Source organism: Micromonospora sp. CV4 (genome assembly GCF_003667455.1).
In the GTDB taxonomy this organism is placed as follows: domain Bacteria; phylum Actinomycetota; class Actinomycetes; order Mycobacteriales; family Micromonosporaceae; genus Micromonospora.
In genome coordinates, this window is the sequence record NZ_RCVI01000308.1 from 1 (window position 1) to 15,856 (window position 15,856).

At 72.4% G+C, this 15,856-nt stretch carries 15 protein-coding genes; 7 read left to right on the forward strand and 8 right to left on the reverse strand.

The window, feature by feature from the left end; genetic code table 11:
- Positions 1-46: 46 nt before the first annotated feature.
- Entirely contained in the window at positions 47-877 is an 831-nt protein-coding gene (locus EAD98_RS21200; RefSeq protein WP_121655788.1) for a 1,4-dihydroxy-6-naphthoate synthase, read from the forward strand.
- On the opposite strand, the gene EAD98_RS21205 is transcribed toward EAD98_RS21200, so the two are convergent.
- Entirely contained in the window at positions 838-1,224 is a 387-nt protein-coding gene (locus EAD98_RS21205; RefSeq protein WP_088986676.1) for a cold-shock protein, read from the reverse strand. The genes EAD98_RS21200 and EAD98_RS21205 overlap by 40 nt on opposite strands.
- A 27-nt stretch (positions 1,225-1,251) precedes the next feature.
- Positions 1,252-1,875: an HAD family hydrolase gene (locus EAD98_RS21210; RefSeq protein WP_121655789.1), complete on the reverse strand. Its 624-nt coding sequence runs from the start codon at positions 1,873-1,875 to the stop codon at positions 1,252-1,254.
- 83 nt (positions 1,876-1,958) lie between these two features.
- Between EAD98_RS21210 and EAD98_RS21215 the strand changes: the two genes are divergently transcribed.
- Complete coding sequence (locus EAD98_RS21215) at positions 1,959-4,445, forward strand: helicase-associated domain-containing protein (protein ID WP_121655790.1); 2,487 nt, start codon at positions 1,959-1,961, stop codon at positions 4,443-4,445.
- A 37-nt stretch (positions 4,446-4,482) separates the two neighbouring features.
- On the opposite strand, the gene EAD98_RS21220 is transcribed toward EAD98_RS21215, so the two are convergent.
- Positions 4,483-4,719 carry a hypothetical protein gene (locus EAD98_RS21220; protein ID WP_121655791.1) on the reverse strand — a complete coding sequence of 79 codons (237 nt, stop codon included), beginning with the start codon at positions 4,717-4,719 and terminating at the stop codon, positions 4,483-4,485.
- A gap of 95 nt (positions 4,720-4,814) precedes the next feature.
- Positions 4,815-5,705, reverse strand: coding sequence for a L,D-transpeptidase family protein (locus tag EAD98_RS21225; protein WP_121655792.1), 891 nt, complete (start codon positions 5,703-5,705; stop codon positions 4,815-4,817).
- A 172-nt stretch (positions 5,706-5,877) separates the two neighbouring features.
- Here EAD98_RS21225 and EAD98_RS21230 point away from each other — a divergent pair, with 172 nt between their 5' ends.
- On the forward strand, positions 5,878-7,557 hold the full coding sequence (locus EAD98_RS21230; RefSeq protein ID WP_121655793.1) for a DNA repair helicase XPB: 1,680 nt from the start codon (positions 5,878-5,880) through the stop codon (positions 7,555-7,557).
- Positions 7,558-7,642: 85 nt separating this feature from the next.
- On the opposite strand, the gene EAD98_RS21235 is transcribed toward EAD98_RS21230, so the two are convergent.
- Entirely contained in the window at positions 7,643-8,224 is a 582-nt protein-coding gene (locus tag EAD98_RS21235) for a TetR/AcrR family transcriptional regulator (RefSeq protein ID WP_121655794.1), read from the reverse strand.
- An 87-nt stretch (positions 8,225-8,311) separates the two neighbouring features.
- Between EAD98_RS21235 and EAD98_RS21240 the strand changes: the two genes are divergently transcribed.
- On the forward strand, positions 8,312-8,683 hold the full coding sequence (locus EAD98_RS21240) for a DUF4267 domain-containing protein (protein WP_121655795.1): 372 nt from the start codon (positions 8,312-8,314) through the stop codon (positions 8,681-8,683).
- A 116-nt stretch (positions 8,684-8,799) separates the two neighbouring features.
- On the opposite strand, the gene EAD98_RS21245 is transcribed toward EAD98_RS21240, so the two are convergent.
- Together EAD98_RS21245 and EAD98_RS21250 are read right to left on the reverse strand one after the other, a co-directional pair.
- The gene (locus tag EAD98_RS21245) at positions 8,800-9,522 is read right to left on the reverse strand and encodes a hypothetical protein (protein WP_147457460.1); all 723 of its coding nucleotides are present in this window, start codon (positions 9,520-9,522) and stop codon (positions 8,800-8,802) included.
- Positions 9,523-9,712: 190 nt separating this feature from the next.
- Positions 9,713-10,669, reverse strand: a complete 957-nt coding sequence (locus EAD98_RS21250; protein ID WP_121655797.1) for a zinc metalloprotease — start codon at positions 10,667-10,669, stop codon at positions 9,713-9,715.
- Positions 10,670-10,956: 287 nt separating this feature from the next.
- Between EAD98_RS21250 and EAD98_RS21255 the strand changes: the two genes are divergently transcribed.
- Positions 10,957-11,442, forward strand: coding sequence for a carboxymuconolactone decarboxylase family protein (locus EAD98_RS21255; protein ID WP_121655798.1), 486 nt, complete (start codon positions 10,957-10,959; stop codon positions 11,440-11,442).
- A 4-nt stretch (positions 11,443-11,446) separates the two neighbouring features.
- On the opposite strand, the gene EAD98_RS21260 is transcribed toward EAD98_RS21255, so the two are convergent.
- Positions 11,447-12,199: a TIGR03089 family protein gene (locus tag EAD98_RS21260; RefSeq protein ID WP_121655826.1), complete on the reverse strand. Its 753-nt coding sequence runs from the start codon at positions 12,197-12,199 to the stop codon at positions 11,447-11,449.
- 141 nt (positions 12,200-12,340) lie between these two features.
- Between EAD98_RS21260 and EAD98_RS21265 the strand changes: the two genes are divergently transcribed.
- Positions 12,341-13,375, forward strand: a complete 1,035-nt coding sequence (locus tag EAD98_RS21265) for a hypothetical protein (RefSeq protein WP_121655799.1) — start codon at positions 12,341-12,343, stop codon at positions 13,373-13,375.
- A gap of 54 nt (positions 13,376-13,429) precedes the next feature.
- The gene (locus EAD98_RS21270) at positions 13,430-15,736 is read left to right on the forward strand and encodes an esterase-like activity of phytase family protein (protein ID WP_121655800.1); all 2,307 of its coding nucleotides are present in this window, start codon (positions 13,430-13,432) and stop codon (positions 15,734-15,736) included.
- Positions 15,737-15,856 lie beyond the last annotated feature (120 nt).

Sequence of the window (15,856 nt, forward strand, 5' to 3'; positions counted from 1 at the left end):
GGGGTGGGCGCGGGTGGCCGCTCGGGGGCAGGGCTAACGTGGAGGCGTGGCGCTCTCCCTGGCGATCTCGCCCTGCCCCAACGACACGTTCGTCTTCCACGCTCTGGTGCACGGCCGGGTGCCCGGCGCGCCGCCGGTCGAGGTGACGTACGCCGACGTGGACGTCACCAACACGGCGGCCGAGCGGGGCGCGTTCGACCTGGTGAAGGTGAGCTTCGCGGCGCTGCCCTGGCTGCTCGACGACTACCACCTGCTGCCCTGCGGCGGCGCCCTCGGTCGCGGGTGCGGGCCGCTGGTGCTCACCAAGGGCGACCGCACCGACCTGACCGGCGCCACGGTGGCGGTGCCGGGCGACCGGACCACCGCGTACCTGCTGTTCCGGCTCTGGGCGGCCGGAAAACCGCCGGCCCGGATCGAGGTGGTTCCGTTCCACGAGATCATGCCGGGCGTCGCGGCCGGCCGCTACGACGCCGGGCTGGTCATCCACGAGGCCCGGTTCACCTACCACCGGCACGGCCTGACCGCCCTGGTCGACCTCGGCGAGTGGTGGGAGGCCGACACCGGCCTGCCCATCCCCCTCGGCGCGATCCTGGCCCGACGCGGCGCGGTGGATCCGGAGGCCGCGGCGGGCTGGGTCCGCGAGTCGGTCCGGCAGGCCTGGGCGGACCCGGCGGCCAGCCGGGAGTACGTGCTCGCGCACGCCCAGGAGATGGAACTCGACGTGGTGGACCGGCACATCGGCCTCTACGTCAACGAGTTCACCGCCGACCTGGGCGAGGCCGGTTTCGCCGCGATCGCGGCGCTGCTCGACCGGGCCGCCGACGCCGGGCTGGTGCCTCAGACCTCCAGCTCGCGCGCGACCGCGTGGACCAGCTGAGCGATCTTCTGCGCGGTCTTCTTGTCCGGGTACCGGCCCCGGCGCAGATCCGGCTGGACCTTCGCCTCCAGCACCTTGATCATGTCCTCGACGAGGCCGTGCAGTTCCTCGGCCGGCCGGCGCCGTAGCTCCGCCATCGACGGCGGCGCGTCCAGCAGTTTGACTCCCATGGCCTGCGCGCCCCGGCGGCTGTCGACCACGCTGAAGTCGACCCGCTGACCGCCCTTGAGGTCGGTGACGCCCGCCGGCAGCGCACCCTTGGGCAGAAACACGTCGCCGCCCTCGTCACTGGTGACGAAGCCGTATCCCTTGGCCGTGTCGTACCACTTCACTCGACCCGTAGGCACCTGAAAACCCCTGCTTCACTTGAGCCGCTACTGCTCCAAGGCTAGCTGGATCATGCCGTCGAGCGCCGCTGGGAATCCGGTGAGGTCGTCCAGCACCACTTTCGCCCCGGCGGCGCGCAGTTCGTCCGCGGAGCATGGCCCGGTCGCGACGCCGATTCCGGGCACCCCGGCCGCCCTCGCCGCCACCATGTCCGCCACGTGATCCCCGACGTAGTGGGTCGCCCCGTGCTCGCGCAGGGCGGTCGCCTTCTCCTCGGCGAACAGGTCGCCGGCCAACTCGTCGACCGTGAGGCCGAGGTGGTCCAGGTGCAGCCGGGCCAGCCGGCCGATCTTGGACGTGACGACCAGCACCCGGCCGCCCCGCGCACGGATCGCGTCGATCGCCGCCCGCGCGCCTGGCAGCGGCACCGTCGGGGTGATCGCGTACGCCCGGTACAGCTCGCGGTACATCTGCACGGCCGACTCGACCTGCTCCGGCGGGAACCAGTGCGCGATCTCGGTGCGCAGCGGCGGACCGAGCCGGGACACCGCCAGGTCGGCGTCCACCGGCACGCCGGTCCTGGCGGTCAGCGCCCGGTAGGCGGCGGCGATGCCAGGGCGGGAGTCCACCAGCGTCATGTCGAGGTCGAATCCGACGGTCAGTGCGGGCATGCCGAGAAACGTACAGGCGACTCCCGGCCGGGCGGACGTCCGAGGGGCGCGACGGCCCGGTGCCGGGCTAGCGTGGTAAGACGATGACCACCTCACTCGCCGACCACCTGCGGTCGCTTCCCGACGAGTCGCTGGCCGCACTCCTTCAGCTGCGGCCGGACCTCGTCGTGCCCGTGCCGGCCGACATCTCCGCCCTGGCCATCCGGGCCCAGTCCCGGGTCTCGGTGGCCCGCGCGCTGGACGGGCTGGACCAGTTCACCCTCCAGATCCTCGACGCCGCCCGGCTGACCCGGGACCCGGACGAGGGCACCACGGCCACCGAGGCCGTGCTCGCCATGGCCACCGCCGGGCCCCGCCCGCCGGCGCCGACGGCCGTCCGGGGCGCCGTCGGCCGGCTGCGCGCGCTCTTCCTGCTGTACGGCCCGGAGCACGCACTCCAGGTGGTGCCTGCCGTGGACGAGGTGGCCCCGTACCCCGCGGGGCTGGGCCGGCCGGCCGCGGAGCTGGACCCGCGCACGGCCGCGCTCTGCGCGGACCCGGCGAAGCTCCGGCGGACGCTGCTCGCCGCGCCTCCCTCGGCCCGGGCAATCCTGGACCGGCTGGCGGCCGGACCACCGGTGGGCAGCGTGCCCCCGGGTGCGTTGCAGGCACCGCCGCTCGGCGCGGAGGACGCCCTGCTCTCGGATCCCACCAACGGTGGCGCGCCGACCGGTTCCCCGGTGCGCTGGCTGGTCGACAACCGGCTGCTGGTCCCCGTCTCGGCCGGCTCGTCGACCACCACCGGCACGGTCGAGCTGCCCCGCGAGGTCGGCCTGCTGCTGCGCCGCGACAGCGGCCCGCTCGGACCGCTGCGCACCAGCCCGCCGCCGGTGGCCGCCGCGCCCCGCGAGGCGAAGGCGGTCGACTCCGCCGGGGCCGGGCAGACCATGGAGGTGGTCCGGCACACCGAAGGGCTGCTGGAGCAACTCGCCGCCGAACCCGCGCCGGTGCTGCGCTCGGGCGGCATCGGCGTACGGGACCTGCGCCGGCTGGCCCGTACCGCCGGGCTGGACGAGCCGACCACCGCGCTGCTGCTGGAGGTGGCGTACGCGGCGGGGCTCGCCGGCGAGCTGGAGCTGCCCGGCGCGACCACCACCCGGTACGGGGCGGATCAGCAGGTGCTGCCGACCGGCGGGTACGAGGTGTGGCGGGCCGCCTCGCTGGCCCAGCGCTGGGAGCAGCTGGCCCGGGCGTGGCTGACCATGACCCGACAGGTCGGGCTGGTGGGCCGGCGCGACGACCGGGACCGCCCGATCACCGCCCTCTCCGCCGAGGCCGAGCGGGCCAGCGCCCCGGGCACCCGGCGGGCGGTGCTCGCCGTGCTCGCCGGCCTCGAACCGGCGACCTCACCCACCCCGGAGGAGGTGCAGGACCTGCTGGACTGGCGGGCGCCGCGGCGCAGCCGGGGCCGGGAGGCCGCCCACCGGGAGGTGCTGGCCGAGGCGGCGCAGCTCGGCGTCACCGGCCTGGGGGCGCTCACCTCGTACGGCCGGCTGCTGCTGGCCGACCTGACCTCGGCCGACGAGCCGGGCGGCGAGGACCCGCTGGGGCTGCACGCGGACGCCGAGAGCGGCGACCCGTCCAGCGCGGCGCGGGCGCTGGACGCGCTGCTGCCCGCCCCGGTCGACCACTTCCTGGTGCAGGCCGACCTGACGGTGGTGGTGCCCGGGCCACCCGAGCCGGCGCTCGCCGCCGAGCTGGAGGCGATGACCGAACCCGAGTCGGCCGGCGGGGCCAGCGTGCACCGGGTCACGACGGCGAGCGTGCGGCGGGCGTTGGACGCCGGCTACTCGGCCGACGACCTGCACGACGTGTTCCGGCGGCGGTCCCGCACCCCGGTGCCGCAAGGGCTCACCTACCTGGTGGACGACGTGGCCCGCAAGCACGGCGGGTTGCGGGTCGGCCTGGCCGGGGCGTACCTGCGCAGCGACGACGAGACCCTGCTCAGCGAGGTGCTGGCCGACCGGCGGCTGGAGTTGCTGACGCTGCGCCGGCTCGCCCCGACGGTGCTGACCACGCCGTACCAGGTCGGCCGGCTGCTGAGCGCGTTGCGCGACGCCGGGTACGCCCCGGCGCAGGAGGACGGCAGCGGCGGCACCGTGCTGTCCCGGCCACGGATCCGGCGGGCCCCGGCCCGGGTGCCCGTGGCCACCCGGACGTTGGATCCGCTGGCCGCACCGAAGCTGCCCATGCCCCGACTGCTGGGCGTGGTGGAGCACATCCGGCGGGGTGAGGCGGCGGCGCGGGCCGCCCGACGGGCGCCGGCGGTGGTGCGTGGCGGGGCGGCCGGGCTCGGCGGCGGTCCGGTGCCGGCGCACACGCACAGCGAGGCGCTGGCCGTGCTCCAGCAGGCCGTGCGGGATCGTGCGCTGGTCTGGGTGGGTTACGTGGACGCGCACGGGGCGACCGCGTCCCGGCTGGTCAAGCCGGTCTCGATCGGCGCCGGCTACCTGCGCGCCGAGGACGAACGGACCGAGATGCTGCACACGTTCGCGCTGCACCGGATCACCGCGGCGGTGGTGGCGGACTGACCGGAGCCCGGCCGGCGCCGGCCGGTGTGCGCGCCGGTCAGCGTCGGCTGCGGCGTACGGTGCCGACGACCGAGATGATCAGCAGCAGCGCGAAGCCGGCGCCGGCGGACTCTCCGACCGAGTCGACGAAGCCCTGCCGCAGCACCAGCCAACCGAAGAGGAACCACCCGACGAGGAGCGCCGCCGCGACGGCGTACGCGACCACGGTTGCGCGGGACACCTCGTCGGGTTGAACCTGGTCGTGCGCTTCGATCACGTCACGGTCGACCGTCATGCCCAGCCTCCCCGCCCGGTCCGGCCCTGGACTCCCAGGGTGTCACTCGCGGGACCGGTGTGACAGGGGTTAAAACCCCGATTCGGGCGAGCCGCTCAGGTCCCCGGCCGGCGGCCGATCAGCACCACCCGGGTGCCCACCTTCCCCAACTCCCACATCCGGACGGCGTCGGCGTGCAGCAGGTTGACGCACCCGTGCGAGCCGATCGACTTCTCGTGCAGGTAGGTGGTGGTCTCGTGGAAGCCCATCCCCTGGGTGAAGTGTTGCCAGTACGGCAGCCACACCTCGTACGGGTCGGACCATTCCCTCGGGTTGCGGTAGTTGACCTTGTACGTGCCGGCCGGGGTGCGGTATCCGGACATTCCGGTCCGGGTCACCGTCGGCGCCATGATCACCTTGCCGCCCCGGACGGCCCAGACGGTCTGCCGGGTCAGGTCCACGCAGAACGTGGTGCCCGTGCCGGCCTTGCAGCGGGCCGGGTCGGTGGTGGCGAGCCGCTGGGCCACGTCGTACGTGGTCGGGCCGGCGCGACCCTGGACGGGGCGGATGCCGTACCGCCGCTGGAACTTCTTGATCGCCACGCAGTCGGCGGCGGACTGCCGGCCGTCCACGGTCACCGACCCGAACCCGCCCAACCGGGCCAGGTACGTCTCCACCGCTCGCTGGTGCTCGCCCTGCGGGCAGCCCGCGGCGGGCGCGGCGGTGCTGGTGGCCGGCGCCGGCGGCTTGCTGCGGGTCGGTTTCGGCGTGGCGCTCCGGGTGGGCTTCGGCGTCGGCGCCCGTGTCGGCGCGATCGTCGCGGGCCGGCCGCGCTGGTCCGGCCCGGGCGTGCCGCTCGCCCCCGTTGACTGTTCCGCCGCGCCTGCTGGGGCGGCTCCCCCGCCGCCACCCCCGCCGGCCTGCGGATCGAACGCGCACGCACCGGCACCGACCAGCGCGACCACCATCAGGGCAACAAGTCGGGAAGTGATCCGGACATGCTTCATGGAACCTCCCCTGGACCGTCGTCCCTTTGCTAGACGTTCACAAGTGCCTTCTCGGTTGCGTCCGGTGAGCATCTTTCTTCCGACAGTCCGCACCGTGCAACACTGGATGGTCGGCCAGCGGCGGGTAAGCAGGCGCAACGACCGGCGGCCAACCGGAGGAGAGGACCCTGGCGTGAGCGGTGGACCACTGATCGTGCAGTCGGACAAGACCCTGCTGCTGGAGATCGACCACCCGGATGCGCAGGCCTGCCGGATGGCCATCGCGCCCTTCGCCGAGTTGGAGCGCTCTCCCGAACACGTGCACACCTACCGGCTGACCCCGCTCGGGCTGTGGAACGCGCGCGCGGCGGGGCACGACGCCGAGGGCGTGGTGGACTCGCTGATCAAGTATTCGCGCTACCCGGTGCCGCACGCGCTGCTGGTGGACGTGGCCGAGACGATGGACCGGTACGGCCGGCTCCAGCTCGCCAACGACCCGGCGTACGGCCTGGTGCTGCGGGCACTGGACCGACTTGTGCTGATCGAGGTGGCCAAGAGCAAGAAGCTCGCCGGCATGCTCGGCAACAAGATCGACGACGACACGATCCAGGTGCACCCGTCCGAGCGTGGCCGGCTCAAGCAGGCGCTGCTCAAGCTCGGCTGGCCGGCGGAGGACCTGGCCGGCTACGTCGACGGCGAGGCGCACCCGATCGAGCTGGCCGAGGCCGGCAAGGACGGCAGCAAGCCGTGGACGCTGCGGTCGTACCAGCGCGAGGCCGTGGAGGCGTTCTGGGCCGGCGGGTCGGGCGTGGTGGTGCTGCCCTGCGGCGCCGGCAAGACGCTGGTGGGCGCGGCGGCGATGGCCGAGGCGAAGGCGACCACGCTGATCCTGGTCACCAACACCGTCGCCGGCCGGCAGTGGAAGCGGGAGCTGATCGCCCGCACCTCGCTGACCGAGGAGGAGATCGGGGAGTACTCGGGCGAGCGCAAGGAGATCCGCCCGGTCACGATCGCCACGTACCAGGTGCTCACCTCGCGGCGCGGCGGCGCGTTCACCCACCTGGACCTGTTCGGGGCCCGCGACTGGGGCCTGGTCGTCTACGACGAGGTGCACCTGCTGCCCGCGCCGATCTTCCGGTTCACCGCCGACCTTCAGGCCCGCCGCCGGCTCGGCCTCACCGCGACCCTGGTCCGCGAGGACGGCCGCGAGGGTGACGTGTTCAGCCTGATCGGCCCGAAGCGGTACGACGCGCCGTGGAAGGACATCGAGTCGCAGGGCTGGATCGCCCCGGCCGAGTGCACCGAGGTCCGGGTGACGCTGACCGACGCGGAGCGGATGTCGTACGCGACCGCGGAGGCCGAGGAGCGCTACCGGATGGCGGCGACCGCGCGCACCAAGCTGCCGGTGGTCCGGGCCCTGGTCGACCGACACCCGGACGACCAGGTGCTGGTGATCGGCGCCTACATCGACCAGTTGCACCAGCTCGGCGAATACCTGGACGCGCCGATCATCCAGGGCTCGACCACGAATCGCGAACGCGAGCGACTGTTCGACGCGTTCCGGTCCGGGGAGATCCGCACGCTGGTGATCTCCAAGGTCGGCAACTTCTCGATCGACCTGCCCGAGGCGGCGGTGGCGATCCAGGTGTCGGGGACGTTCGGCTCCCGACAGGAGGAGGCGCAGCGGCTCGGCCGGGTGCTGCGACCGAAGGCCGACGGCCGGCAGGCGCACTTCTACACGGTGGTCTCGCGGGACACGATCGACACCGAGTACGCCGCACACCGGCAGCGCTTCCTGGCCGAGCAGGGCTACGCGTACACCATCGTGGACGCCGACGACGTCCTCGGCCCGAAGCTCCCGACGGTCGACTGAGCGCGAACCCTCGATCGACTCGGCTTCCGGGAAGTCGTGGCGTCCGGAGCGCTCCGACACCGCGTTCTCCTGGAACCCGAGTCGATCAGTGCGCTCCCCGAGAGAAGCGGTGCACCAGCACCGCCACCCGCCGGTCGTGGTCGGCGCGGCGGAGCCGGCCGCTGCGCATCAGCGTGACCAGCCCGTGCAGGCCGCTCCAGAACGTCTCGGTGACCGTCTCCAGGTCGTCGTCCCCGGCGACCGGGCGCACCGCCTCGGCCAGCTCGGCGAAGCCTCGGGCCAGGTCCGCCGGGACCTCCTGGGTGGCGAACGGCAGATCCACGGCGAGCGTGAACATCGCGTCGTAGAGCGCAGGACGCCGCTCCGCGAACGCGATGTACGCCGCCGCGATGTCGGCGACCGCCTGCCGGGGATCGGCGGCCGAAGTCCGGGCCGCGGCCAGCGCGGTCGCCAGCTCGGCGAAGCCCTCGACGGCGACGGCCGCCATGATGGCGTCCTTGCCCTTGAAGTGGCTGTAGAGGACGGGCTGGCTGTACTCAATCTCGGCGGCGAGCCGCCGGGTGGTCACCGCGTCCCAGCCTTCCGCCAGCGCCAGGTCGCGTGCTGCGGCGACGATCGCCTGTTCCCGTTCCGCCCGCTCGCGCTCCCGGCGTCCCTGCGTCGACATGCACCCATCCTAGCACCGCTAGATATCCTGTCGACGCTCTGCTAGCGTCGCTCCTATATCTAGCAGCGCTAGGAATTGGAGCGGATCATGCTGTCCTTCATCGCCTACGGGCTCGCCGTCGTACTCAGCCTCTTCGTCGCCTTCATCGGCGCGCGGTTCCTGATGGTGCCGCAGGCTGCGGCCGCCGGGTACGGCGTACCGGCCAGGCCGGACGGTGACCCCGCCTACCTGACGGTCAAAGGGCTGAAGGATCTCACCTTCGGGCTGCTCGGCCTCGCCCTGATCGCCTTCACCACCGCCGACGCGGTCGCGTGGTTCATGCTGATCGTCGCGCTCGTCCCGCTGGGCGACACCGTCATCGTGCTGAGAAACGGCGGAACGAAGGCGGTGGCATTCGGCATCCACTTCGCCACCGCCGCAGTCGTCCTCCTGAACGCCGCCCTGCTCTTCGCCTTGTAACCAGACGCCGCCCCGCCGATGTTGATCAAGAGGTTTGCGTCATCGATCGGCCTGATGATGACGCAAACCTCTTGATCAACGCAGTGATCGACGCAGTGATGGACGCAGTCGATGGGTTACGGGGTGGGGGGTGGGCAGCGGTCGGGGAGGGTGACCTCGCCGGGGCGGTGGTCGAAGGTGTCCATCGTGAACCACTCGTCCAGCTCCGGGTCGAAGAGGTTCTGGAGACCGAACTGCAGGACCTGCCACCACTGGCTCGGATCGCGCTGGTCGACGTAGATGTCGCCGAGCGCGATCGGGAACCGGAACTCCTCGCCCGGCACGGTGGAACCTCCGACGACCCCGACCCGCCAGTGGTCGACGTGCCGGTCCTTCTCGCCTTGCAGGATCTCCGGTCCCACGAAGCGCGCGGTCTTCAGCTTGTCGTTGAAGATCTGGCGGTTGAAGAACCCCGGGACCTTGCTGCACGGCTGGGGCGGAAACAGCGGGATGTTCGGCCACCGGTAGGTGAGCGTGTAGAGCGTGTTCTCGTAGATCAGGTTCGTGAACCAGATCGGATGGTCCGGACCCCCGGCGGTCATCTGACTGTTGCCGTCCCTGCCCTGCCAGCTGAACGGCACGTCGATGCCGAGGTCGCGCACGATGTACCGGCCCTCGCCCTGGAAATCCGCCGGCAGCTGCGGGGGACGCGGCTCCCCCGGATCGTGGGCCGTGGCACCGTCGGCCTGGACCGCTCGGGGCTGCGGCGCGGCGGCCGGGCCCGGTGCGATCACACCGAGGGCGAACAGGCCACCGGCGACCGCCGACACCAGTGTCCGACGTGTACGCCTCGACGCCATCAGCCCTCCGCCGGTTGGAGTAGCGGCCGGCGCTCCGATCGCGCACGTGCCTTCGGCGAAGCGTATGAGCAGGCAGATCTGAGCGACGGCGTAATGAGCCGGCTTCACCGGAAGGGTGAAGCCGACCCCGAAAGGAAGGGGCCGACGAGCCGCTGGCAGCGACCCGTCGACCCCGACGCGCGTTCCCTGACTACCCGGCGCCACCGGCCCGGAATGCCACCCAGGCGTCGCTCATCCGGTCCGCCTGTCCGACGGTGAACATGTTCATGCAGGAGTCCTGCGTGTAGTCCATGAAGTTGTGGATCGGGTCCAGTCCGGGTGCGGTACAGGTGTCCGCGCCCACCGGGCAGTCGAACTGCGGCCCGGCCTCCCGGGGAGTGTCGGCGACGAAGTCGCCGGCAGCGGAGCATCCGTGCGCGAAGGTGTGCTCCAGCATCAGCCAGTGCCCCACCTCGTGCGTCAGCGTGTCGCCCAGGGAGTACTTCCCCGCCGTGCCGCCCGGCATCGACTCGTCGAGCATCACCACGCCGTCGATGTAGTCGCGGCCGTTGTTGTAACCCTTCGGGAAGTACGCCCAGCCGAGCAGCCCGCCGCCGATGTTGGCCGCGTACACGTTCAGGGTCTCCGAGTCGCCGGTGTACAGCGCCTTCTTCATGTCCCGCTCGTTCTTGCCCGGCACGACCGTGTACCAGGCGCTGTTCACCGTCCACGTCGTGTCGACGAGGTCGAACCGGAACGGCGTGTCGGAGGCGTTCGCCGCCGTACGCCCCGCGAACGAGTCGTTGAGCACCGTCATCTGCGCCGCGATCAGGGTGTTCCACCTGGTCGTCTCGGCTGCGGTGAGCGGGTGGTCGGAGACCATGTGAAAGACCGTCGGCACGGTCACGCTGCCGTTGGCCAGGCGCGGAGCGTCCTTGATCACCCCGTAGGCGTTCGCCTCGTTGTCGGGGTACAGCTTCGGCTCCTGCGCGGTGGCGCCCTTGGCGACCCGGGCCGCGCTGTGTGCCTCGGCACCCGGCTCACACGCGCCGACACCCGGGGAGGCGGGAACGGGTGCCGCCACCGCGGCGTAGCCGCCACCGGACGCCAGGAGCGTCGCGGCGGTGGCGGTGAGGACTGCCAGTCGGAAAATTGGTCTCCTGTGCATCGGTGCACCTCTCGGGGGAATCGGAGACGGCGCGGGGTCGTCAGGATCAGGTCGACGACGTCGTCTTCCCGGTATGAGACCACGCCGACGGCACCGGCAAAAGGCCTGCGTACAGCCCTGATGGGGGGTGTAACGGCAGGACGCCGAGGAGCGCTGTTAACGCCGTCCGCCGCCGTTCTGGGACGCGTGGAGCTGTGGCGGCCGTCACCCAGCCGCGCCGTCACAGGACGCTGCTCGCCGGCATCTCATGGTCGTCCGATCGAATACCGGGAGTGAAGGACGGAACCATGGACGCCCGATTCAACATGTTCGGCAACGAGATCGCCATGAAGTTCGCCAAGCGGTTCGCCAACGCCGGCATGGTGATCCAGCAGTCGCCGCTGCCGAAGTCCACGCAGGAACTGGTGTCCCTGCGGGCCAGCCAGATCAACGGCTGCGGCTGGTGCATCGACATGCACACCAAAGAGGCAGTGGCGGCCGGTGAGAGCGCGGTCCGGCTCAACCTGGTCGCCGCCTGGCGCGAGTCCACGGTCTTCACGGAGGCCGAGCAGGCCGCGCTGGCGCTCGCCGAGGAGGGCACCCGACTCGCCGACGCCCACCCGGGCGTGTCCGACGAGACCTGGGCGCAGGTGCGCAAGCACTACGACGACGACCAGATCGGCGCCCTGGTCGCCCTGGTCGCCCTGATCAACGCGGCCAACCGGCTCGCCGTGATCGTGCACCAGCGGGGCGGCTCCTACGAGCCCGGCATGTTCGCCGCCGCGTTCGAATGAGGCCCTAGAGGACCCGGCTCACCCGCTCGGCGGCGACCACTGTGTCCCGCCGGGCGGGGTCGAGGTTGGCGCTGATCACCACGGACGCGCCGGCGGAGAGCGGCGCGAGCAGCCACTTCAGCGGCTGCTCGTGCTCGGCCGCGTCGACCAGCAGCCGGTCGCCGGCGCGCAGGTCCAGCATCTCGGCGATCCCCCCGGCGAGGGCGCCCCACTCGCCGTAGGTGGTGCCGTCCGCACTGGCCGGGTCGGACGGGCGGATGACGGTGTGGTCGGGCGTGGCGTCGGCGTACCGGAGCACCTCGGCGGACCAGTCGAGCCAACCCAACGGCACGTCGGCCAGCGGCCCCGGCCCGGTGCCGACGAGGTAGCGGTGCGGGGCGTCCGGCACGTCCTCCAGCCAGTCGTCCTGCCGTTCGGGGGTCACGAAGACCGCGTCGAACGGCCGGTCGCCGCCCGGTTCGAGGACCGGCAGGCCCGCGGTGGCGCGGGGCCGGAACGACACCGCCAGGCCGGAGGCCCAGGCGCCCAACAGAACCGCAGCGGTACGCCAGTGCGGCGGCAGCAGCACCGCTACGCGGCTGCCGGGGCCGAGCCCGCAGCCGTCCCGCAGGAGACCGGCGCTGCGCGCCGCCCAGGCGCCGACCTGGTGCGCGGTCAGGTCGACCCGCTCGCCGGTCGCCTCGTCGCGGTAGCTGAGCAGCGGACGCTCGGCGTCGGCGGGCTGGACCGACAGGTCGGCCGTGACGGTTGGCTGCATCTCCACGCTCCCCGGGTGACGGCGTCGAACCACCCTACTCAACGACTTTGGTCGCGCCGGTCGTCGGCCGATGGCCGTATCGGCTGTCCGGGTGGCCGGCGCACGGTACGGGTGACCCCGAAGCGCCGCTGAGGAGCCACCGTGCCGACCGAGTCCCGCCCTGCCACCGCCGACCGTCTTCCACTGCGCCGCCGGCTCCTGCCGGTGGTGGCGTTGCTGCTGATCGCGCCCTGGGCCGCCGAGTGCTCCTGGGGCGGCTTCACCCTCGACGACTTCCTCCCGGTGCTGATCTTCCTGGGCCCGATGTACGGCGGGGCGGCCATCCTGATCCGGGAGACCGCCCGGCATCTTGGCGCCGGCTGGCCGGCGATCGTGCTGCTCGCCGCCGCGTTCGGCGTGCTCCAGGCCGGCCTGGTCGACCAGTCGCTGTTCAACCCCGGTTATCTGGACGACACGGAGTACGCCGACACCCGGGCCGCCGCCGAGGCCACGCTGGTGCCAGGCCTCGAGTTCAGCGTCCGCCAGGCCTTCGACTACGTGGGCAACCACATCGCGTTGACCATCTGCGCGCCTATCGTTCTCGTCGAGTCGTTCCTCGGGCCGGAGCGTCGGCTGCGGCCATGGCTCGGCCGGCGCGGGCTCGCCGTGGTCGGCGTGATCTACCTGCTCGGCAGTCTGCTGATCTTCTCGGACAGTGGGCGGACGGGCTTCCTGGCCAGCCCGCTCCAGCTGACCTTCGCCGCAGCGGTGATCCTCGCCCTCGTCGCGACGGCCCTGCTGCCCCGGTGGCGTCACCCGCACCCGCGGCACGCCCGCCGGGCGCCCGGCCCGGTCTGGGTGGGCCTGGTGGTCGTCGTCGTTCACTTCGGCACCGACGTGACGCCCGGTTGGCCGGGGATGGTCATCGCGCTGGCGCTCGCCGCCGGCACCGCGGGTCTGCTCGCCTTCTGGTCCTCCCGCGCCGGTTGGGGGCAGCGGCACGTGCTCGCCGCCGGCACGGCGAGTCTGGTCACCGCCGCCGCGTTCGCGTACCTGGTGCCGCCCTACTCGCCGGCGACGCCATCGGCGGCGCTGGCCGCAGACGTGGCGGTCAGCGTGGTCACCGCGGCCCTCATCGGTGGTGCTTGGTGGCGGCTGCGCCGCGCTTCGCCGGTTGTTCATCTCGGCGCAAGCTGATGCTCCCTCTCGGGTGCCAGCCTCCGTCCGGGTACCAGCAGACGGAGGAACTCCTTGTCAGTCAGAAGAGCAATCACGGCGCTCACCGCAGCCGGGGTCGCGGTCGCCACCATCAGCGGCGCCACCTCGGCGACCGCCGGGGAGCGGCACCACCCGAGCGGCACGGTCGCCTTCGACCGGGTCGCCACGTACCCGGTCTTTGCGAACCGTCCGGCCGGCGAGGACCCAGCGACCCCGACGGTCGCCGAGATCTCGGCGGTCAGTCCCGACGGTCGCACCCTGATCCACACCGACGCGCTGGCTCGGCGGATCGGCTTCCTCGACATCTCCCGGGCCGACCGGCCGCGCGGCCTCGGCACGCTCTCCCTGGCCCAGCTCGGCAACGCCGAGGACGAACCCACGTCGGTGGCCGTGGTCGGGAAGTACGTCCTGGTGGTGGTCAACACGAGCAGCAGCTACACCGAGCCGTCCGGCCGGCTGGACGTCATCGAGCTGGCCGGCCGCGAGCGGGTGGCCAGCTTCGACCTGGGCGGCCAGCCCGACTCGATCGCCATCAGCAAGGACCAGCGGTACGCCGCGATCGCCATCGAGAACGAGCGCGACGAGGAGGCCACCCCGCCCGGCGGCGAGGAGGGCGACCTGCCGCAGGCGCCCGCCGGTTTCGTGCAGATCGTCGACCTCACCGGGAAGTCCCCGGCCGGTTGGCGGCTTCGGCCGGTCGCGCTGACCGGCGCCGACGGGAGCGCGCTGCCGGCGCTGGTCCAGGCCGGCCTCGCCGCGCCGACCGACCCGGAGCCGGAGTACGTCTCCATCAACAGCCGTAACCAGCTGGTGGTGACTCTCCAGGAGAACAACGGCGTCGCCCTGATCGACCTGCCCACCGGGCGGATCACCCGCGTGTTCAGCGCGGGCACGGCGACCGTCAGCGGGATCGACACCGAGAAGGACGGTGTCATCGACCTGACCGGCGGCATCACCGATGTGTCGCGCGAGCCGGACGCGGTGGCCTGGGTCGACGACCGCTATCTCGCCACGGCCAACGAGGGCGACTGGCGGGGCGGCACCCGTGGCTGGTCCGTCTTCGACAGCCGCACCGGGCGGGTCGCCTGGGACGCCGGCAACAGCTTCGAGCGCCTCGCCGTCACGTACGGGCTGCACAACGAGGACCGGGCCGGCAAGAAGGGCACCGAGCCCGAGGGCGTCGCCGTCGCCGAGTACGACGGCGTGCGGTACGCGTTCGTCGGTTCGGAGCGCAGCAACTTCGTCGCTGTCTACGATCTGGGCAACCCCACCAGGCCGGTGTTCAAGCAGATCCTGCCGACCACCAACGGGCCGGAGGGGCTGCTGCCCATCCCGTCACGGGGGCTGCTCGCGATCTCCAGCGAGGAGGACGACGCCTCGGTCAACGTCCGCGCCTCGGTGTCGCTCTACCAGCTCGGCAAGGGCACCCCGGCGTTCCCGAGCATCGTCTCCGGCACCGACCGGGCCCGCACGCCGATCGGTTGGGGCGCCCTCGGCGCGCTGAGCGCGGTACCCGGCAAGCGGGACCAGCTCTACAGCGTCACCGACGCGGCGTACAGCCAGACCCGGATCCTCACCATCGACGCGAAACGGACGCCGGCAGTGATCACCGGTGCGCTGGCGGTGCAGGACGCGACCGGTACGCCGGTCGGGTACGACGCCGAGGGCATCTTCGCCCGCCCGCAGGGCGGCTTCTGGCTCGCCGTCGAGGGTGCCAAGGGCTCGGAGAACAAGCTGGTCCGACTGGACGCCGCCGGGATCACCCGGCAGACCGTTCCGCTGCCCACGGATGTCGCCGCCGGCCTGGCCAAGCAGGGTCTGGAGGGGGTCACCGCGACCACCGACCGGCAGGGTCGGGAGATCGTCTGGGTGGCCGTGCAGCGGGAGCTGAGCACCGACCCGACCGGCGTGGTCCGGCTCGGCCGGTACGACGTGACGGCGGGCACCTGGAGCTGGTTCGGTTACCGGTTGGGCAGCACCAGCGTGCCGGGTGACTGGATGGGGCTCTCCGAGATCACCGTGGTCGGCGACCGACTCGCCGTCATCGAGCGGGACAAGCTGAACGGTCCCGCCGCCGCGGTGAAGCGGATCTACACGGTGCCGCTGCCGGGTGCGGCGGCGACCGGCCCGCTCAAGGTGCTGCCGAAGACGCTCGCCGTCGACGTGCTGCCCGCGCTGCGCGCCACCAACGGCTGGACCCAGGAAAAGCTGGAGGGTCTGACCGTGGCCGGCAACGGCGAGGTGTACGCGATCACCGACAACGACGCGGTCCAGGACGCCACCGGCGAGACGGTCCTGCTGCGGCTGGGTTCCAGCCGCAAGATCTTCGGGCGCAGCTGACCCGTCACCGCTCACGTTCCGGCCCGGCGTCCACCTGGAGGCGGGCGCCGGGCCGGTCACAGCCGGTGATGCCGGGTGCCGGGCCGGCATCCCCACACCACACCCTTTGCTCTGCTTACC